The sequence below is a fragment of the Rhodococcus sp. LW-XY12 genome (assembly GCF_019317345.1).
Lineage (GTDB): Bacteria > Actinomycetota > Actinomycetes > Mycobacteriales > Mycobacteriaceae > Rhodococcus > Rhodococcus pyridinivorans.
The window spans coordinates 2,760,803-2,783,070 of record NZ_CP079225.1 but is presented as its reverse complement, the minus strand read 5'-3'; the positions used below and the strand labels follow the sequence as shown (position 1 = coordinate 2,783,070).

The 22,268-nt window shown below is 73.1% G+C and carries 1 protein-coding gene; it reads right to left on the bottom strand.

Features of this window, described 5'->3' with window-relative positions; translation table 11 throughout:
* Positions 1-27: 27 nt before the first annotated feature.
* Positions 28-22,098 (bottom strand): non-ribosomal peptide synthetase, encoded by a 22,071-nt coding sequence (locus KXC42_RS12960; protein WP_219129118.1) that lies wholly within the window; start codon positions 22,096-22,098, stop codon positions 28-30.
* Positions 22,099-22,268 lie beyond the last annotated feature (170 nt).

Here is a 22,268-nt window from a genome sequence, read left to right as displayed (position 1 = left end):
CGGGCCCGGTGAGCGGATGCGTCGAGGTCAGTTCCGGCGGTCCCCGTTGCGTCCGGCGACCTGCACCGCGACTCGTCCCCACCGGCGCAGCGCCGCGTCGCTCTCGGTCAGCCGCGCCGAGAGCACCGCGACGATCGTCTCCACCGCCCGGGCACTCACCATCTCGTGGTGATCGCAGTCGAGCCGGTACTGGTGGATCTCGCCGGCGATCACGTTGTGCCAGGCCGCCACCGCCGGGACCGGGGTCTCCGAGCGGGCCGCGGTGAAGAACAACGCGTCCCCGTCGAAGGTGTCCGGTTCGTGCCGCCGCGCGGCGCGGGCGGTGTCGGTCGACCCGGCGTGCAGCCGTTCGAGGTGGGCGGCGGTCAGGCCGGTGCCGCCCCCGAACGCCTCGTCGAGCACCGCGGCGGCGTGTTCGAAGCTCGGCTCACCGTCGTCGACGGGAAGCCCGAGATCGCGCAGCATGTCGCGGGTGCCGACGGCCGGGGACGCCCCGACCATCAGGTGGCTGTCGAGCAGGGCGAGGGTGTCGACGATCTCCCCGTCGCGGCGCAGTTCGACGGCGACGGCGTGCGCGACCACCCCGCCGAGCGACCAGCCCAGCAGGTGATATGGGCCGTGCGGCTGCACCCGGCGGATCTCCCGCACGTAGTGGCGGGCCAGCGCGGTGATGGTGTCGTGCCGCGGACCACCGGACAGGGCCGGCAACTGCAGACCGTAGACCGGCCGGTCGTCGTCGAGGCGGTGCGCGAGGGCGCTGTACGGCCAGGCCAGCCCCGCGGCGGGATGGATGCAGAACAGCGCGGTGCCGGTGCCGGGGCGCAGCGGCACGAGCACCCGGAACGCCTCGTCGATGCCGTTGCTCTCCTCGGACTCGCCGCTGCTCAGGTGTGCAGCGAGTTCTGCCGGGGTCGGATGGGTGAAGATCGACGCGATCGGCACCCGCCGCCCGAGTCGTTCCCCGAGCGCCGGTAGCAACCGGGTCGCCAGCAGCGAGGTGCCGCCGAGGTCGAAGAAGTCGTCGTCGACACCGACCCGGTCGAGGCCGAGATGCTCGGCGAACAGGTCGGTGACGAGCTTTTCGAGGTCGGTGCGCGGCGCCCGGTAGTCCCCGACCGGGGCGGTGAAATCCGGGGCGGGCAGCGCGGCGCGGTCGAGTTTGCCGGCCGGGGTGAGCGGGATGTCGTCGAGCACGGTGATCACCGCCGGCACCATGTGCGGCGGAAGATGCTGCGCGACGAACGTTTTCACCTCGGCGGCGGTGATGTCGGTATCGGGGGCGAGGCGGAGGTAGGACACCGGCACGGTCTGCCCGGACGGGGCGGTGTGGCCGAGGGTGTGGGCGAAGACCACCTGCGGGTGCGCGGTCAGCGTGGCGTCGATCTCGCCGAGTTCGACGCGGAAGCCGCGGATCTTGACCTGGAAGTCGGTGCGGCCGACGTAATCGAGGCGATGATCGGTGGTCCACCGCACCAGATCCCCCGTGCGGTACATCCGCTCCCCCGTGCCGGTGGGATCGGGCACGAATCGGGCGGCGGTCAGCGCGGGCCGGTCGTGGTAGCCGCGGGCCAGACCCGGCCCGGCGACATATAGTTCCCCGGCCACCCCGGCCGGGACGGGTTGCAGCCGCCCGTCGAGGACCAGGGCGTGGAAACCGCGGCTGGGGGTGCCGATGGTGACGGGTTCGCCGACGGTGAGCGGCTCGCCGAGGGAGGTCATGATCGTCGCCTCGGTGGGACCGTAGGCGTCGATCACCCGCCGTGACGGCGCCCAGCGTGCCACCAGCTCCGGTGGGAGTGCTTCGCCGGCGACGAGCAGGGTGTGCAGTTCGGGGACGGTGTGTGGGTCGAGTGAGGCCAGCGCGGTGGGGGTGATGAAGGCGTGGCTGACCCGCTGTGCGCGCAGCACCGCGGTGAGCTCGTCGCCGCCGTAGACGTGCGGCGGCACGATCACCAGCGTCGCCGCGGCGCACAGCGCCATCATCTGCTCGAAGATCGACGCGTCGAAGCTCGGCGACGCCAGATGCGACACCCGGGCTGCGGCGGTGACCTGCAGACGGTCGCGTTCCTCCCGGGCGAGGGAGGCCAGGCCGCGGTGGGTGACCGCCACGCCCTTGGGGCGGCCGGTGGAGCCGGAGGTGTAGATCAGGTAGGCCGGTTGATCCGGGCGCAGCACCGTCGGCCGGTCCGCGTCGTCGATCGGTGCGAGCGGCCCGGCGGTGAGGTCGAGGTCGTCGAGGACGAGCCAGTCCACCTCGTCGGGCAGCGCGTCGCGGTGCGCGGCGACGGTGATGCCGATGCGCGCGGCACTGTCGTCGAGCATGAAGGTGATGCGGTCGGCCGGATAGGTGGGGTCGACCGGCACGAATGCCGCGCCGCTGCGCACCGTCGCCCACACCGCGGTGACCGATTCGAGCGAGCGCGGGATCGCCAGGGCGATCACCTGTTCGGGTCCGGCGCCGCGGTCGAGCAGGCGCCGCGCGAGCCGGTGCGCGCGGGCGTCGAGTTCGCGGTAGGTGACCTGCCGGTCGTCGTCGACGACCGCGACCGCGTCCGGGGCGGTGGCAACGGCGGTGTCGAGCAGGTGCGGCCACAGCACCGCCGGTTCGGCCTGCGGTCCGATGGCGGGCACCAGCGCGGTGTGTTCTGCGGCGGTGAGCAGGTCGAGATCGCCGACGGGACGGTGCGGGTCGGCGGCGATCGCGTGCAGCAGCCGGGTGAACCGGTCGGCGAAGCCACGCACCGTCTCGGCGTCGAACAGGTCGGTGGCGTAGACGAAGGCGGCGTCGAGGCCACCTTCGGCGTTCTCCCCGATGAGCAGTTCGAGGTCGAAGTTGCACACCGTCGGGTCGAGGGCGACGCCCTGCACGCTCAGGTGCGGCAGTTCCACCGCGGGCAGTTCGGCGGTGTGGAATTCGATGGAGACCTGGAACAGCGGTGAGTGTGCGGTCGAGCGGGTCGGGGCGAGCGCGTCGACGACCCGGTCGAAGGGCAGGTCGGCGTGCGCGAAGGCATCGAGGTCGCTGTCGGTGACGGCGGTGAGCAGCTCGGTGAACGACGCTTGCGCGGGCACCGCGGTGCGCAGCACGACGGTGTTGACGAACATGCCCACCAGATCGTCGAGGGCGCGGTGTCCGCGACCGGCGACCGGCGAGCCGACGGCGATGTCGTCGCTGCCCGACAGGCGGGCGAGCAGCACCGCGAACGCCGCGTGCACGGTCATGAACACGGTGCTGTGCCGGACGGCGGCGAGCTGCTGCAGCCGGGCGAGCAGATCGGCGTCGACGGTGAAGCGGGTGATGTCGCCGCGGAAGGACTGCTGCGGCGGCCGGGGCCGGTCGGTGGGCAGCGGCAGCACCTCCGGCAGCCCCGCGAGGCGCTGCTGCCAGTAGGTGGTCTGGTCGGCGGCGAGGGTGCCGGGGTCGTCCGGGTCGCCGAGCCGGTCGAGTTGCCACAGGGTGTAGTCGGCGTACTGCACCGGCAGCGGTCCGAACGCCGGGGTCTCGCCGCGGCTGCGGGCGGCGTAGGCGATCATCAGGTCGCGGGCCAGCGGGCCGGTGGAGCCGCCGTCGGCGGCGATGTGGTGTACGACCAGCACGGCGAGATGGTCGTCGCGGCCGAAGGAGAACACCCGTGCCCGCACCGGGATGTCGACGGTGACGTCGAATCCGGCGCCGAGGAAGTCGGCGATGGCGGTGTGCACGGTGTCCTCCCCGGCGGGCACCACGTCCAGCGGCAGCGGAGCGTCGGCGGCGGCGAGGATCCGCTGGTGCGGCCCGGCCGCCGACGCTGGGTAGATGGTGCGCAGGCTCTCGTGCCGGGCCAGCACGTCGTGCAGGGCGGCGCCGAGCGCGGCTGGGGACAGATGCCCGGACAACCGGATCGCCAGGGGGATGTTGTAGGCGGCGGAGGTCGGATCGAACTGGTTGATGAACCACAGTCGTTGCTGCGCCGGGGAGAGGGGGATGTGCTCGGGGCGTGGTCCGGCGATCGGGCCGGAGGTGGTGTCGGCGGTGGGTTCCTCGACCTCGGTGGTGGGCCGGTGGTCGAGGTGTGCGGCGAGCGCGGCGACGGTGGGGGCTTCGAACAGGGCGCGCACCGGCACGGGTCGGCCGAGCCGGTCGCCGAGGCGGGCGACGGCGCGGGTGGCGAGCAGTGAGTTACCGCCGAGGTCGAAGAAGTTGTCGTCGACGCCGAGTCGGTCGAGGCCGAGCACGTCGGCGAGTTCGTCGGCGACGAGCGACTCGAGCGGGTCGGTGGGTGCCGGACGGTCGCCGGTGCCGGCGGTCAGGTTCGGTGCGGGCAGGGCGGCGCGGTCGAGTTTACCGACGGGGGTCAGCGGGATCTCGTCGAGCACGCTGATGACGGTGGGCACCATGTGCGCCGGGAGATGCTCGGAGACATGGTATTTCACTGCGGCGTGGTCGATGTCGGCGCCGGGTGCGGGGTGCAGGTGGGCGACGAGGACCGTCTCTCCGCTCGGGGCGCGGTGCGCGACGGTGGCGGCGAATCCGACGGCCGGGTGGGCGGCGAGCACGGCGTCGATCTCGCCGAGTTCGACGCGGAAGCCGCGGATCTTGATCTGGAAGTCGCTGCGGCCGACGTATTCGATGCGCAGATCCCGCCGGTCGAGGTCACCGACCCAGCGCACCAGGTCCCCGGTGCGGTACATGCGTTCGCCGGGGGCGCCGTAGGGGTCGGCGACGAACCGGGCGGCGGTCAGCGCGGGCCGGGCGTGATAGCCGCGGGCCAGGCCCCAGCCGGCCAGGTACAGCTCACCGACGGCACCGAACGGCACGGGTCGCAGCGCGGTGTCGAGGACGACGGCGTGCACCCCGCGCAGCGGACCGCCGAGGGTCAGTGGGTCGTCGACGCCCAGGGGGTCGCTGATCGCGGCCATGATGGTGGTCTCGGTGGGCCCGTAGGCGTCGACGAGACGCCGCGCGGGCGCCCAGGTGGCCTGCAGGTCCGCCGGCCACGCCTCCCCACCGACCGCGAGATCGGTGAGGTCGGTCGGATCCGCCGGGTCGAGGGAGGCGAGCGCGGCGGGGGTGATGAACCCGTGGGTGACCCGCTGCTCGCGCAGCAGCGCGCCGAGTTCGGCGCCGCCGACGATGTGCGGGGGCACGATCACCAGTTCGGCGCCGGACCCGAACGCCAGGAGGTATTCGAAGATCGACGCGTCGAAGCTCGGCGACGAGACGTGCATGACCCGCGCGCCGGGTCCGGCACCGAAGCGGCTGCGCTGGTCGCGGGCGAAGTTGTCCAGGCTGCGGTGGGTGGTGATCACACCCTTGGGGCGGCCGGTCGAGCCGGAGGTGTAGATCAGGTAGGCGGGATGATCGAGCCGCAGCGCGACGGGGCGGTCGGTGTCGTCGATCGTGGTGGTGTTCTCGCCCGCGGCGTCGCGGTCGAGGTCGTCGAGCAGCAGCCACGGCACCGTGTCCGGGAGCCGGTCGCGGTGTGCGGTGGTGGTCACGCCGACGGTGGCGCCGCAGTCGTCGAGCATGAATGCGACGCGTTCGGCCGGATAGCGCGGGTCGACGGGCACGAACGCCGCCCCGGTCTTGGTGATCGCCCACATCGCGGTCACCGACTCGACGGAGCGGGCGATGCCGAGGGCGACGAAGGTCTCCGGTCCGGCGCCGCGGCGCAGCAGCACCCGCGCCAGCCGGGTGGAGCGTTCGTCGAGTTCGCGGTAGGTGAGCACCCGCTCCCCCTCGCGCAGGGCCGGCCGGTCCGGGTGTGCGGCGGCGGTCGCGGCGAGCAGTTGCGGCAGGGCGACGTCGCTGCCCCCGGCCGGGCCGTGCACCGGCAGCAGCGCGTCCTGCTCGGTGGCGGTGAGTGCCGGCAGCGCGGTGATCGGGGCGGCCGGGTCGCCGGTGAGTGCGTCGAGCACAGCGGTGATGCGCGCGGCGATCGCGGCGACGGCGTCGCGGTCGAAGACCTCCGGCAGGTATTTCATGCGCAGGTGCACCGTGGTGTCGGTGTGCACGACCACCGACAGCGGGTAGTGCGCGGCGTCGCGGCCGGTGATGTCGGCGACCCGCATGCCGCCGAGGTCGGTGTCGCGGTCGAGACCGGCGCGTTCGACCGGGTACGACTCGAAGACGGTGAGGGTGTCGAATCGCACGGCGGCCCCGAGGTGCCGGTCGAGGGTGCCCAGGTCGAGATGGTGGTGATCGAGCAGGGCGACCTGTTCGGCCTGCACCCGGTCGACGAGCGCACCGACGGTGTCGTCGGGCCGCACGGTGATGCGCACCGGGACGGTGTTGATGAACAACCCGACCATCGCCTCGATGCCGGGGATCTGCGGTGGCCGCCCGGAGACGGTCGCCCCGAACACCACGTCGGTGCGGCCGGTGAGGGCGCCGAGCACCACACCCCAGGCGGTCTGCACGAGGGTGTTGACGGTGACGCCGCGGGCGGTGGCGGTGTCGTGCAGCCGCACCGACAGAGCGGTGTCCAGGTCGAGGTCGAGGTCCTCGGAGATCCCGGCGGTGGTGCCGGGGCGGTGCTGCGGGGCGAGCAGGGTCGGTTCGTCCACTCCGGCGAGGGCGCGGCGGTAGGCGTCGAGGGAGGCTTCCGGGTCGCGGTCGGCGAGCCAGGTGAGGTAGCTGCCGTAGTGCGGCGCCGGGGGCAGTGCCCGCTGGTCCGCGTCGGTGGCGTAGAGCATCAGCAGTTCCCGGATCAGCACCGGGGTGGACCAGCCGTCGAGCAGCAGGTGATGGTTCGTCAATGCCAGCAGGTGCCGGCCCGGGCCGGTGTGCACGACGGTCGCGCGCAGCAGCGGCGCGGTCTCGGTGTCGAAGCGGGTGCGTCGATCGAGGGCGAGCAGTTGCGCGGCGGCGTCGTCCGGGTCGGGGTCGTCGCTGGTGTCGGCGACGGTGAACGGCACCTCCACGTGGGTGGGGATGACCTGGACGTGTCCGTCGCCGGCGGCGGGGAACGCCGCGCGCAGCGCCGGATGCCGGTCGAGCAGCAGTTGCAGGGAGCGGCGCATCCGGCTCGCGTCGACCTCGCCGCGCAGGTCGAGCACGAGCTGCACGATGTAGGCGTCGGGGCGGTCCCCGGCGAGCAGGGCGTGGAAGAGCAGCCCGGTCTGCAGCGGCGCGGTCGGCCACACCGTGTCCAGGGGCCCGTAGCGTTGCTCGAGGCGTTCGATGACGTCCTGGTGCAGTCGCACCAGCGGCAGATCCGAGGGGGTCAGGCCACCGGCGTGCGGGCTGCGGGTGTGCCGGGTCAGTGCGGTGGCGGCGGTGGCGAAGTGGTGCGCGAGGGCGGTGACGTCGGAGTCGTCGAGCAGCCCGGCCGGGTACGACCAGTGCACCTTCAGTACCGGCCCGGTAGGGGTGTCGGTGGTGACGGCGTTGATGTCGAGCACCGCGGCGGCGGGCATGTCCGGGCTCTGTGCCCCGCCGTGGGGGAAGCCGCCGATGGGCAGCCAGGGGGTGTCGGTGTCGGTGACCCCGGCGGTGGGGCGGCCGAGATAGTTGAAGCTGACCTGCGGCGTCGGTGCGTTCGCGAGTTCGGTGGCGGTGTCGGGGTCGAGATAGCGCAGCAGCCCGAAGCCGGTGCCGTGGTCGGGGACGGCGGCGAGGTGTTCCTTGACGGTCTTGACGGCGCGACCGGCGGCCGGGCCGGCGGCGAGCGCGTCGTCGAGGTCGATGCCGGTCAGGTCCAGGCGCAGCGGGTGGATGGTGGTGAACCAGCCGACGGTGCCGGACAGGTCGGCGCCGGCGGCGGCATTGCTGTCGCGGCCGTGCCCTTCGAGGTTGAGCAGCAGCTGTGCCGGGTGGTGGCCGCGGTCGCGGCGCCACGCCGCCACCGCGAGGGCGAGTGCGGTGAGCAGGCCGTGGTCGACGGCGCCGTGGAAGGCGTTGGGCACGGCGGTGAGCAGCGCCTCGGTGACGGAGGTGGGCAGTTCGGTGGCGACGGTGATGACGGTGGCGTTGGTGTCGCGGACCGGATCGAAGGGGCGGTGCCCGAGCGGCGGGTTCGGTCCGTCGAGCATGGCGCGCCAGAAGTCGAGTTCGGTGCGGCGGGTGGGGGCGGCGTCGCACAGGGCGTGGGCCCAGCGGCGCACGCTGGTGCCGGTGTGGAGGGGCAGCAGCGCACCACTCGTGGCGCCGTCGGCCGCGGCGGCCGCCCACGCGGCGGCCAGGTCGGGGACGAGGATGCGCCAGGACACCCCGTCGACGGCGAGATGGTGGATGACGATGAGCAGTCGGCCGGCGCCGCTGGTGGCGTCGAACCACACCAGCTGCACCACCCGCCCGCTGTGCGGGTCGAGGCGGTCGGCGGCGGCGTCGAGTTCGGCGGCGGCCAGGGCGAAGAAGTCGTCGCTGTCCGCGGCGCTGGTCACCGGCACCCGGTGGATGACGGTGTCGACGTCGACGCTGCCCGGGGCGGGCACGTGCAGGACGTGTCCGCCGGGGACGTCCGGCACCGCGTGCAGGTGCACGCGCAGCATGTCGTGCCGGTCGAGGACCGCGGTGACGATCGCCCGCAGCGTCGCCGCGTCCAGGCCGGTGGGCAGGCGCAGCAGCAGCGCCTGCGAGTAGCGGCCGATGCTGCCGCCGCGGTCGAGCATCCAGTGCGCGATCGGCGGTAGCGGCATGTCCCCGACCCCACCGCCGGGCAGCTCCGCGAGGGTTTCGGTGGGGGTGGCGGTGCCGACGACGGCGGCGAGCGCGGCGGGGGTCTTGTGTTCGAACACTTCGCGCGGAGTCAGGTCCAGGCCGGCGGCCTTCGCGCGGGAGACCAGCTGGATGGACATGATCGAATCGCCGCCCAGGGCGAAGAACGAATCGTCCACCCCCACCGTCGGCAGACCGAGGACCTGCGCGAACAGTTCCACCAGCACCGTTTCGTGGCCGCGCGCGGGGGCGCGGGAGACGGTGGTGCGGGCGGCGAAGTCGGGGGCGGGCAGTGCGCGCCGGTCGAGTTTGCCGGTTGCGGTGACCGGCAGCGTGTCGAGCACCATCAGGGTGGACGGCAGCATGTACGCGGCGAGTTCCCCGGCGGCATGCTCGAGCACCACGTCGACGTCGAGGTCGTGGCCGGGTTCGGGTACCGCGTAGCCGACGAGCCGGTCGGTACCGGAGGCCGGGTCGGTGTGGACGACGACCACGGCGCGGCCGACACCGGGGGCGCGCAGCAGCGCCGCTTCGATCTCGCCGAGCTCGATGCGGAAACCGCGCAGCTGCACCTGGAAGTCGGCGCGGCCGAGATATTCGATCTCGCCGTCGCGGGTGCGGCGCGCCAGGTCCCCGGTGCGGTAGATCCGGTCGCCGGGGGCGCCGTGCGGGTCGGCGACGAACCGGGTGGCGGTCGGATCGGGGCGGTGCAGGTAGCCGCGGGAGAGCTGGGCGCCGGAGACGTACAGTTCCCCGATCACCCCGGTGGGCACCGGATGCAGCCGGTTGTCGAGGATGTGCAGGCGCAGCGACGGCAACGGTGGGCCGATCAGGCTTGCCGCGGCGGTGGCGGCGAGTTCGCGGGTGATGGTGCGGGCGGTGACGTGCACGGTGGTCTCGGTGATGCCGTACATGTTCACCAGCGTCGGGGCGGTGTCGTCGTGGCGTCGGTACCAGCGGTCGAGCTGCCCGAAGTCGAGGGCTTCCCCACCGAAGATCACCCGGCGCAGCGCCGGCAGGTCGGTGCCGGCGGCGCGGTCGGCGTCGATGAGCTGGTAGAAGGCCGTCGGGGTCTGGTTGAGCACGGTGACCCGTTCGCGGCGCAGCAGTGCCAGGAATTCCTGCGGGTTGCGGGCGGTGTGGTAGTCGACGACGACGAGCCGGCCACCGTGGGCGAGGGCGCCCCACAGTTCCCACACCGAGAAGTCGAAGGCGTAGGAGTGGAACAGTGTCCACACATCGGAGGCGTCGAAACCGAACATCTCGGTGGTGTCGGTGAGCAGGGTGACGACGGTGCGGTGCGGGACCATCACGCCCTTGGGGCGGCCGGTGGAGCCGGAGGTGTAGATGGCGTACGCCGCCGCCTCCGGGTGCACGCGTGGCAATCCGTCACCGCCGCTGGGCATCTCGTCGAGGCGGGTGCGCACGGCCGGGTCGTGCAGGTCCACGATCGGCGGGGTGTGCGGGGGCAGAGCGGTGGCGTGGTCGGCGGTGGTGAGCAGGCACACCGGGGCCGCGTCGTCGAACATGTACGCGAGCCGGTCCGGGGGGAACGCCACGTCGATGGGCAGATAGGCGGCGCCGCTGTGCAATACGGCGAGCAGCGCGACGATCAGGTCGGTGCCGCGCGGCAGGGCGACGGCGACGAGCCGGTCGGGTCCGGCGCCGTGCTCGACGAGCAGCCGCGCCAGGCGCTGCACCCGGTCGGTGAGCTCGTCGTAGCGCAGCGTCCCGTCGGGCGCGGTGACCGCGATCGCCGCCGGGTCGAGTCCGGCGCCGCGGGCGTACAGATCGAGCAGCGACGCCGAGGCGGAGCCGAGCACGCTCGCCGAGGCGGAGCCGAGCACGCTCGCCGCGGCCGGGCGCAGCGGCGCCGGGGCGGTGGGACGTTCGTCGTCGGTGAGCAGGTCGACGTCGCCGATGGGGCGGTGCGGGTCGGCGGTGACCGCGTCGAGCAGCCGCACCAGCCGCTGCGCGAAGGAGGCGACGGTGTCGGGATCGAACAGGTCGGTGGCGTAGGTGAACGCCGCGGGCATTCCGTCGCTCTCCCCTGTTCCGGTCGGGTCTGGATCCTGCAGGGTCAGTTGCAGGTCGAACTTGGCGACGGGCAGCTCCGGGTCGAGGGCGTCGACCTCGAGTTCGGGCAGCACCAGGTGGGCCCGTTCGGTGTTGCCGTATTCGAGCACCACCTGGAACAGCGGGGACCGGTCGGTCTCGCGGGCCGGGGCGAGCACGTCGACGAGGGTCTCGAAGGGCAGCTCGGTGTGCCCGAAGGCCGCGAGGTCGATCTCGCGGGTGCGGTGCAGGTGGTCGGTGAACGACAGCGCCCCGTCGACGGGGGTGCGCAACACCACGGTGTTGACGAACATGCCGACCAGGTCGTCGAGGGCGCGGTGGCCGCGACCGGCGACCGGGGAGCCGATGACGATGTCGGATGTGCCGGTCAGGCGGGCCAGCAGCGCCGCGAACGCTGCGTGCACGGCCATGAACACGGTGGTGTCGTGCTCGGCGGCCAGCGCCTCGAGGCGCCGCTGCACGTCGGCGGGCACGGTGAAGCGGTGCAGGGCGCCGTGGAAACTGCGCTGGGTGGGGCGCGGCCGGTCGGTGGGCAGCGGCAGCAGTTCGGGGGCGTCGGCGAGGGTGTCGCGCCAGAACCGCAGCTGCGCGGCGGCGAGGGAGGTCGGGTCGTCCGGGTCGCCGAGCAGCCGGCGCTGCCACAGGGCGTAGTCGGCGTACTGCACCGGCAGCGGCGACCGATCCGGGTCCGTCCCGCCGGTGCGGGCGGTGTAGGCGAGCATCAGGTCGCGGGCCAGCGGCGCCATCGACGAGCCGTCCGCGGCGATGTGGTGCACCACCACCGCCAGGACATGGGCGTGCTCGTCCAGGCGCCACAGCCGTAGCCGCACCGGCACCGCCGCGGCCACGTCGAAACCGGCACCGATGAAGTCGGCGAGGTCGGTGGGCAGGTCGTCGCCGGTGACCGGCCGCGCCGTGAGCGCCGGCAGCACCCGGTCGGTGTCGACGACGACCTGGCGCGGGCCCTGTTCGTCGCCGGGATACCAGGTGCGCAGGCTCTCGTGCCGGTCGAGCACGTCGCGCACCGCTCCGGTCAGTGCCGCGACGTCGAGGCGGCCGGACAGGCGGATGGCGAGCGGAATGTTGTAGGCGGCGGAGGTGGTGTCGAACTGGTTGACGAACCACATGCGTTGCTGGGCCGGGGACAGCGGCAACCGTTCGGGTCGGTCGGCGGCGACCAGCGGCACCCGTCCGTGCCCACCGTGATCGTCGAGGATCCGCGCGGCGAGCGCCCGCACTGTGGGCGCCTCGAACAGGGCGCGGACCCCGGCGTCGGTGCCGAGCGCGGCGTTGAGGCGGGCGACGACGCGGGTGGCGATCAGCGAGTTGCCGCCGAGATCGAAGAAGTTGTCGTCGACGGAGACCTGCGGGTGCCCGAGGACCTCGGCGACGATCTCGGCGACGGTTGCCTCGAGGTCGGTGCTCGGGGGACGGTAGTCGCCGCCGAGCCGTGTCAGGTCCGGCACCGGCAGGGCGCGGCGGTCGAGTTTGCCGACCGGGGTCAGCGGCAGCTCGTCGAGCACCACCACCGCGGCGGGCACCATGTGACCGGGCAGCCGCGCCGCGGCCCAGGCGCGAAGTGCCCGCGGATCGATCTGCGTGGCGGTGGTGTCGGGCAGTATGTAGGACACGAGCACGGTGTCGCCGCTGGGTGCGGGGTGCCCGATGGTGTGGGCGAAGGCGATCGCGTCGTGGGCGGTGAGCGCGGCGTCGATCTCGCCGAGTTCGATGCGGAAGCCGCGCACCTTGACCTGGAAGTCGGAGCGGCCCAGATATTCGACGGTGCCGTCGTGCCGCCAGCGCACCACATCCCCGGTGCGGTACATGCGTTCGCCGGGGGTGCCGTAGGGGTCGGCGACGAACCGGGCGGCGGTGAGGTCGGGGCGGCGATGGTAGCCGCGGGCCACGCCCGGCCCGGCGATGTACAGCTCGCCGGCCACCCCGACGGGGACGGGCCGCAGCCGGTCGTCGAGGACGGTCTGGTGGAAGCCGACGGCGGGGCCGCCGATGGTGACGGTGTGCCCGGGCCGCAGTTGCGGGCTGACGCTGGTCTCGATGGTGGCCTCGGACGGGCCGTAGCCGTTGAACATGCGGCGTCCCGGTGCCCAGCGCGCCACCAGTTCCGGTGGGCAGGCCTCGCCGGCGACGACGAGGACCTCGAGGTCGTCGAGTCCGGTGGGGTCGAGGGAGGCGAGCGCGGTGGGGGTGATGAAGGCGTGGGTGACCTTCTCCTCGCGCAGCAGCCGGGCGAGTTCGTCGCCGCCGTAGATGTCCGGCGGCACGATCACCAGGGTGGCGCCGGCGCAGAACGCCTTGGTGAACTCGAAGATCGACGCGTCGAAGCTCGGCGACGCCAGGTGCGAGACGCGAGCCTGGTGGGTGATGGTGAAGTGGCTGCGCACCTCGGCGTTGAGGTTGGTCATGCCGCGGTGGGTGACCACCACGCCCTTGGGGCGGCCGGTGGAGCCGGAGGTGTAGATCAGGTAGGCCGGGTGGTCGAAGTGCAGCGCGGCGGTGCGGTCGGCGTCGGTGATGGGTGCGGCGCTCGTCGCGGCGATCCGGGCGGCGACGGCGTCGTCGTCGAGCACCAGCCACGGCACCTCGGCGGGCAGCGCGTCGCGGTGCGCGGCGGTGGTGATGCCGAGGGCGGCAGCGCTGTCGGTGAGCATGTAGCTCACCCGCTCCGGTGGGTAGGCGGGGTCGACGGGCACGAACGCCGCGCCGGTCTTGGTGACCGCCCACACCACCGCGACCGATTCGAGCGAGCGGGTCAGCGCGAGCGCGACGACGGTTTCCGGGCCGATCCGGTGCTCGTCGACGAGCAGCCGCGCCACGCGGGTGGACCAGGCGTCGAGTTCGGCGTAGGTGATCTGCCGGTCGGCGAAGCGCAGGGCGACCGCGTCGGGCAGGATCGCGGCGATCGAGGTGAGCAGTTCCGGCCACAGTTGCGGTGAGACCGGTGGCAGGCCCCGCGCCGGGGTCAGGTCGGCCAGTTCCCGGTCGGTGACGATGTCGATGTTGCCGACCGCGATGTCGGGGGTGTCGGTGATCGCCTCGACGATGCGCACGAACCGGTCGGCGAACGAGGCGACGGTGGCGGCGTCGAACAGGTCGGTGGCATAGGTGAACGACGCGCGGATGCCGGCGGGGCCGTCGGCGTCGGTGGTCTCGGCGATGGACAGCTGCAGGTCGAACAGCGCCAGCATCGGGTGGAGGTCGATCACCCGCACCGACAGGTCGGGCAGTTCGATCTCGGGGCGTTCGGTGTCCTGGAATTCGAGCAGCACCTGGAACAGCGGGGTGTAGGCGGTCGAGCGGGGCGGGTCGAAGACCTCGACGAGCCGCTCGAACGGCACCTCGGTGTGCCCGAAGGCGGTCAGGTCGCCGGTGCGGATGCGGTCGAGCAGCGCGGTGAACGGCTCGTCGTCGTCGACGCGGGCGCGCAGCACCACGGTGTTGACGAACATGCCGACCAGGTCGTCGAGGGCCCGGTGGCCGCGCCCGGCGACGGGGGTGCCGACGACGATGTCGTCGCTGCCGGACAGGCGGGCGAGCAGCACCGTCAGTGCGGCGTGCACCAGCATGAACACCGACGCGTCGTGGGCGCGGGCGATGTCGAGCAGCCGGCGGTGCGCGGCCGCGTCGAGGGTGAACGGGATGCGGGCGCCGCGCCGCGACGGCTGCACCGGGCGCGGCCGATCCAAGGGCAGTTCGAGCAGTTCCGGGGCGCCGGCGAGGGTTGCGCGCCAGAACCGGAGCTGTTCGGCGGCCAGGGAGGTCGGGTCGGTGTCGTCGCCGAGCACCCGGTGCTGCCAGAGGGTGTAGTCGACGTACTGCACCGGCAGTGGGGTCCACGGCGGGGTCTGCCCGGCGTGGCGGGCGCTGTAGGCGGCGATGACGTCGCGGGCCAGCGGCCCCATGGAGAAACCGTCGGCGGCGATGTGGTGGGCGACGAGCACGAGCACGTGCTCGTCCTCGGCCAGGGCGAGCACCCGGATGCGGGTGGGGATCTCGGTGGCCACATCGAATCCGGCCGCGAGGATCGGGGTGAGCTCGCTGTCGAGGTCGGTGCCGTCGTCGACGGTGAGCATCACCAGATCGGGGACGGCGGCGCCGGTGGGCACCACGACCTGCACGGGCCCGTCGTCGGTGAGCGGATAGCGGGTGCGCAGCGATTCGTGCCGGGCGACGACGTCGCCGATGGCGTGCTGCAGCGCCGCCTGATCGAGCCTGCCGCTCAAGCGCAGCGCGACGGCGATGTTGTAGGCCGGGGAGGTGGTGTCGAACTGGTTGATGAACCACATCCGCTGCTGCGCCGGGGACAGCGGGACCGGGTCGGGGCGCGGCCCGGCCACCGGGGCGCCGCGCCCGGCGCCGGTGCGGTCGGGCTGGTCGAGATGCGCGGCGAGATCGGCGACGACCGGATGATCGAAGATCTCCCGGATGCCGAGCTCACCGCCGGTGTCCGCGGCGAGCCGGGCGGCGGCGCGCATCGCGAGCAGGGAGGTGCCGCCGAGGTCGAGGAAATGGTCGTCGGCGCCGACCCGGTCGACGCCGAGCAGGTCGGCGAAGACGGTGGCGACGAGCTGTTCGGTGGGGGTGCGCGGCGCCCGGTGGCCACCGGCGGCGGTCGGTGCCGGCGGAGCGGGCAGCGCGTTGCGGTCGAGTTTGCCGTTGGGGCCGACCGGCAGCGCGTCGAGGACGACGAGGGCGGCGGGCACCATGTAATCCGGCAGGTGCGCGGCGAGATCGGCGGTGACCGCGGCGGTGTCGATGCTGCGGCCCGGGGTGGGCACGAGATAGCCGGTGAGCCGGTCGTCGGCGCCGTGGTGGACGAGCACCACCGCCTGCCCGATCTCCTCGCGGGCGCGCAACACCTGCTCGATCTCCCCGAGCTCGATGCGCAGACCGCGGATCTTGACCTGGAAGTCGGTGCGCCCCAAGTACATCAGGGCACCGTCGGCGCGGCGGGTGGCCAGATCCCCGGTGCGGTACATCCGCTCCCCCGGCGCCCCGAACGGGTCGGCGACGAACCGGTCGGCGCTCAGGCCCGGGCGGTCGAGATAGCCGCGGGCGAGTTGGATCCCGGCCAGATACAACTCGCCGGCGGCGCCGGCGGGCACCGGATGCAGCCGCGCGTCGAGCACGTAGGCGCGGGTGTTCCACACCGGGCGCCCGATCGGCACCGACCCGGCACCGGTGTCGGTGGTGGTCCAGGCGGTGACGTCCACCGCGGCCTCGGTGGGCCCGTACAGATTGTGCAGGGCGGTGTGCGGCAGCGCCTCCCGCAGCGCGGCGGCGGTCTCGGCGGGCAGCGCCTCCCCCGACGCGAACACGTGCCGCAGCGCGAGCGGCTCCCGGCCGCGGCCGTGCAGGGCGTCGACGAACACCGCGAGCATCGACGGCACGAAATGCGCCACGGTGACCCGCTCCTCGGCGAACAGCCGCAGCAGGTAACCGGGATCGCGGTGCCCGCCGGGGGCGGCGACGGCCAGCCGCGCCCCGACCTGCAGCGGCCAGAAGAACTCCCACACCGACACGTCGAAGGTGGCGGGGGTCTTCTGCACCACCGTGTCGTCGGCGGTCAGCGGATAGGTGTGCTGCATCCAGCGCAACCGGTTGGCGATCGCGGCGTGCGGCACCGCCACCCCCTTGGGGCGGCCGGTGGAGCCGGAGGTGAAGATCACGTAGGCGAGATGCGCGCCGGTCGGCTCCGGTCGATCCGCCGAGGTGAGGGCCGCCGGGGATTCGTCGGCGAGGTCGAGGCGGTCGATGCGCAGCACCTCGGCGCCGGTGTCGGGCAGGGCGTCGGCGACATCGCTGGTGGTGAGCACCGCGCGCGGGGCGGCGGTGTCGAGGACGTAGCGCAGCCGCTCGGCGGGATGCTCCGGATCCAGCGGCAGGTAGGCGGCACCGCTCTTGACGATCGCATACATGCCGACGAGCAGATCCAGCGACCGCGGCGCGGCGAGGGCGATCACCCGGTCCGGTCCGGCGCCGGCGCGCAGCAACCGCCGCGCGAGCCGGTTGGTGACCGCGTCGAATTCGGCGTAGCCGAGGGTGTGGCCGTCGACGGTGACGGCCGGGGCGTGCGGGGTCGCGGCGACCTGCGCGGCGAACAGTTCCCCGAGGGTGGTGGCGGGTCCGGTGTCGGCGGTGGTGGCGTTCCACGTGTCGAGGACGGTGCGGCGTTCGTCGGCGGTGAGCAGCTCCACGTCGCCGACCGGCACCGCCGGATCCGCGGTGACCGTCTCGAGCAGCCCCACGAGGCGCTGCCCGATCGCGGCGGCGGTGGCGGGGTCGAACAGGTCGGTGGCGTAGGACAGCGCGCCGCGCAGTGCGTGGGTGCGGCCGTCGCCGTCGCCGTCGGCGACCGCGCCGAGCTGCAGATGCAGGTCGAATTTGGTGGTGTGCGTGTCGATTTCGGCGATGTCGACGTCCAGGCCGGGCAGGGTCAGGTGCGCGCCGGTGGTGTCGGAGAAGGCGAGCATCACCTGGAACAGCGGCGAGTAGGCCGCCGAGCGGGCGGGCACCACGGCGTCGACGAGCCGGTCGAACGGCAGGTCGGTGTGCGCGAAGGCCGCCAGGTCGGTGTCGCGCACCGCGGCGAGGAAGTCTGCGAAGGACAGGTCGGCGGGTACGGCGGTGCGCAGCGCGACGGTGTTGACGAACATGCCGACCAGGTCGTCGAGGTGGCGGTGGCTGCGCCCGGCGACGGGGGTGCCGACGACGATGTCGTCGCCGCCGGACAGGCGGGCCAGCAGCACCGCCAGGGCGGCGTGCACGACCATGAACTCGGTGGCGGTGTGGGCGTGGGCGAGCTGCCGGATCCGCCCGTACAGCTCCGGGGCGATCTCGACGTCGACGCTCGCGCCGCGGAAGGACTGCTGCGGTGGGCGCGGCCGGTCGGTGGGCAGCGCCAGCAGGTCGGGGGCGCCGGTGAGGATCTCGCGCCAGTACTCGAGTTGCCGGGCGGCGCGGGAGGTCGGGTCGTCGACGTCGCCGAGCAGATCCGCGAACCACAGGGTGTAGTCGGCGTACTGCAGCGGCAGCGGCGCCCAGTCCGGGGCGGTGCCCGCGGCGCGGGCGGCGTAGGCGGTGACCAGATCCCGGGACAGCGGTGCCAGCGACGCGCCGTCGGCGGCGATGTGGTGCACCACCACGGCGAGCACGTGCTCGTCGCCGGCGACGCGGAACAGCCGCATCCGCAGCGGCGGGTCGACGGTGACGTCGAAACCGGCCGCGACCACCGCCGCGACGTCCGCGTCGAGATCGTCCGTGACCGTGGGGGTCAGATCCAGGGCGAGCGCGTCGACGGGCAGCACCTGCTGGATCGGCCCGGCCGGGGTGGCCGGGTAGACGGTGCGCAGCGCCTCGTGCCGGTCGAGCACATCGCGGGTCGCCGCGACCAGCGCCGCGTGGTCGAGGGCGCCGCGCAGCCGCAGCGCGATCGGGATGTTGTAGGCGGCCGAGGACGGGTCGAGCTGGTCGACGAACCACAGGCGTTGCTGGGCGGCGGAGACCGGGATGCGGTCCGGGCGCGGCAGCACCGGCGCCGGGGCGGGCCGGTCGACGTCGTCACCGGCGGGCAGGTTCGCCGCCAGCGCCCGCACGGTGGGGGCCTCGAACAGCGACCGCACCCCCAGATCGGTGCCGAAGGCGTCGTTGATGCGGGAGATCACCCGGGTGGCGACCAGCGAGTTGCCGCCGAGCTCGAAGAAGCTGTCGTCGGCGCCGACCTCGGCGACGCCGAGCTGGTCGGCGAAGATCGCGGCCAGCGCGGTCTCGGTGGGCGACATCGCCGCCGCCCCACCGGCGCCGGCGAAGACCGGTTCGGGCAGTGCCGTGCGGTCGAGTTTGCCGACGGCGGTCAGCGGGATCTCGTCGAGCACCATGATCGCGGCGGGCACCATGTGGGCGGGCAGCCGCGCCGCGAGCGCCGCGGCCAGCTGCTCCGGGTCGAGGGTGCAGCCGGCATCGGGCAGCACATAGGACACGAGCATCTGTTCCCCGGAGGGCGCGGCGCGGCCGAGGGTGACGGCGAAGGCGACGTCGGGGCGGTCGCTGAGGGCGGCGTCGATCTCGCCGAGTTCGATGCGGAACCCGCGGATCTTGACCTGGAAGTCGGAGCGGCCGAGATATTCGACGGTCACCGAGCGGGCGGGACGGTGCGGGTCGCGGATGCGCCAGCGGGTGACGTCACCGGTGCGGTACATGCGCGAGCCGGGAGGGCCGAAGGGGTCGGCGACGAAACGGGTGGCGGTCAGGCCCGGCCGGTCGTGATAGCCGCGGGTGACGCCCGGCCCGGCGATGTACAGCTCCCCGGCGATCCCGACCGGCACCGGGTGCAACCGGCCGTCGAGGATCAGCTCGTCGATACCGCACACCGGGTGGCCGATGGTGACGGTCTCCCCCGGCACCAGCATGTCGGTGATATTGCAGACGATGGTGGTCTCGGTGGGCCCGTACGCGTTGTACATCCGGCGGCCGGGTGCCCAGCGCGCCACCAGTTCCGGTGGGCACGCCTCGCCCGCGACGGTGACCGCCTCGCATTCGACGCCGGTCGGGTCCACCGACGCCAGCGCGGCCGGGGTGGAGAACAGGTGGGTGACCTGTTCGCGGCGCAGCAGCGCCGCCAGTTCGTCGCCGCCGTAGATGTGGGCGGGCACCACCACGAGGGTCGCGCCGATGGCGAAGGCGGTCATGTACTCGAAGATCGACGCGTCGAAGCTCGGCGAGGAGAAGTGCGAGACCCGGGCCGCCGGGGGTGGGGCCAGGCGGGTGTGCAGGGTCGCCGACAGGTTCGCCAGGCCGCGGTGCGGCACCACCACACCCTTGGGGCGGCCGGTGGAGCCGGAGGTGTAGATCAGGTAGGCGGGATGGTCGAACAGCAGGGTGGCCGGCCGGTCGTCGTCGGTGATCGGCTCATCGCTCGCCTGCGCGATCCGCGCGTCGAGATCCGGATCGAGGACGAGCCAGGGCACCGTGTCGGGCAGCTCGTCGCGGTGCGCGGCGGTGGTCAGGCCCAGGATCGCCCCGGAGTCGGTGAGCATGTACTCGATGCGTTCGGCCGGATACTTCGGGTCGACGGGCACGAAGGCGGCCCCGGACTTGGCGATCGCCCAGATCACCGCCACCGATTCGAGGGAGCGGGTGATGCCGACCGCGACGAAGGTCTCCGGTCCGGCGCCGGCGTCGATGAGGACGCGGGCGAGCCGGTTGGACCAGGCGTCGAGTTCGCCGTAGGTCATGCGCCGGTCCTCGCACACCACCGCCTCGGTGTCCGGCACCACCGCGGCGACCGCGCACAGGATCTCCGGCAGGGTCTGCGCGGAGCGGGCCGGGTCGCCGTGCGCCGGGACCAGACCGGCGACCTCGTCGCTGCCGACGAACGGCAGATCCCCGATGGGCAGGTGCGGGTCGGTGAGCACCGCGGTCAGGGCGCGGCCGAGTCGCCGGCCGGTGGTGGTGGCGGTGTGCGCGTCCACCCGGTCGGGCCGGTAGCCGGTGCGGACCTGCAGGGCGGTGCCGGTGGTGTCGATCGTCACGCGTAGCACCGCGTCCGCGGGGGCGGAGGTCGGGTCGTCGAGGGTGAGCACCACCGGGCAGGCGGGGGCGAGGCCGGCGAGCACGGCCGGGTCGACCTCGGCGTGGGCGGCGAGATCGGCGCCGAGGGTGCGCACGCGCCGCACCAGTTCGGCGAAGGGCTCGGCCGGGTCCAGCTCGACGCGCAGCGGCAGCACCCGCCCGTCGCGGGCCACGCCGACGAGGACGTCGTCGTGACCGGTGAGCCGGGCGATGAGCGCCGCCGTGGCGGCGTGCAGCACGGCGGCGACGGTGGTGTCCGGGGCGTCGCCCTCGGTGGTGGCGAAACGCGCGGCGAGCGCCGCGGCCGTGACCGCCAGGCGGTCCTCGACGTCGGCGGGGGTGTCGTCGGCGGGGGCGGTGACGGGGCGGGGCAGTTCGAGGCGTTCGGCGGCGTCGGCGAGCTGCTGCCGCCAGAAACCGGCGTCGGCGGCGGCGCGGCGGCGCTGCTCGCCCAGGGTCACGCTGGCCGGATGGATCACGGCGACCGCGCGGTCGGGGGCGCTGCGCAGGAAATCGTCGAGCAGTTCGACGAACCGGTCGTGGTGGGCACGGAGTTCGTCCTCGTCGTAGCGGTGCGGGTTGCCGCGGAAGTCGAGGAAGGTCCGGGCCGGGTCGCCGCTCTGATAGATGTTGACCAGCAGGTCCTCGACGGGACCGGAGGTCATGATGTGGAACTCGCCGCGGATGTCGCCGAGCACGATCTCCTGCCGGAACAGCATGACGTTGACCATCGGCCCGGCATAGCGGTACGGGTCGCCGGCGGCGCCGGTCTCGCGGCGGATGTCCTCGAGGCTGAATCGCTGGTGGCGCAGTGCCCCGGTGAGTTCGAGCTGCACCCGCCGCACCAGGTCGGTGCGGGTGTCGTCCGGTTCGAGAAAGATGTGCAGCGGCGCGGTGTTGACGAGCATGCCGCCGGAGCGGCGGGCCATGGCGGTGGTGCGGGCGAAGACCGGCAGGTTGATCATCACGTCGTCGCGGCCGGTCATCCGCGCCAGATAACACGCGAACGCCGCGATGACCGCCGCCGTCGACGACAGTCCCGGTTCGTCGTCGACCGCGGTCAGCGCGTCGACGAGGTCGTCGGGGAGGGTGTGGCTCGACAGCAGCGACACCGCCGCGGTGGGGGCGTCGCGTTGCGCCAGAGTCGAGCCGTCCTCGAGTCCGGCGACCCGCTCGATCCAGTAGTCGCGGTCGGTGCGGTAGCGCTCGGAGGTGCGGTACTCGCGGTCCCAGTCGTACAGGGCGCGCAGGTCGGCGGCTTTCGACGGTTCCGGCTCGCGGCCGTCGATCTCCGCGGTGTAGAGGGCGGCGATGCGGTTGACCATGGTCATCGCCGCGAATCCGTCGAGGGCGACGTGGTGGATGCGGGCGTACCAGAGGAACCGGTCGTCGGCGACCTGCAGGATCGTCATGTTCACCAGCAGGTCGTTCGCCAGGTCCACCGGGGTGGCGTAGTCGGCGGTCATCCACTCGTGCGCCGCGGCCATCGGGTCGGGTTCGCCGCGGAAGTCGAGCAGCGGGATCCCGTTGCGGTCCTCGACGGTGGGGTCGACGTACTGGACGGGTTCACCGTCGACGTCGACGACCCGCAGATAGGCGGACCGGAACTCGGCACCGGCGCGATATCCGCAGCGACGCAGCAGATCCAGGTCCGGGGCGCCGCGCAGATCCACATACTGCGCGATGCACACGGGTACCTCGGGTGCGAGCTGCTGCGCGAACCAGATGGCCCGTTGCGCGGACGACAGCGGGAAAGCGCCGGCCGGTATCTGCGGACGACGGTGTCGCAGCGACATGTCCCCTCCGAAAGCGATGTTGTTGGCCGTGATCGGCGTGTGTCCCCCGACATCGCGTGCAGGGGCCGACCCCGGTGCCGCTGGGCGTGCGGCGCCGCGATCGGACCCCCGTTCGATCGTGTGATCCCGTGTGACCGGGACCACACAACAAGCTAGACCACCTGTGCGAC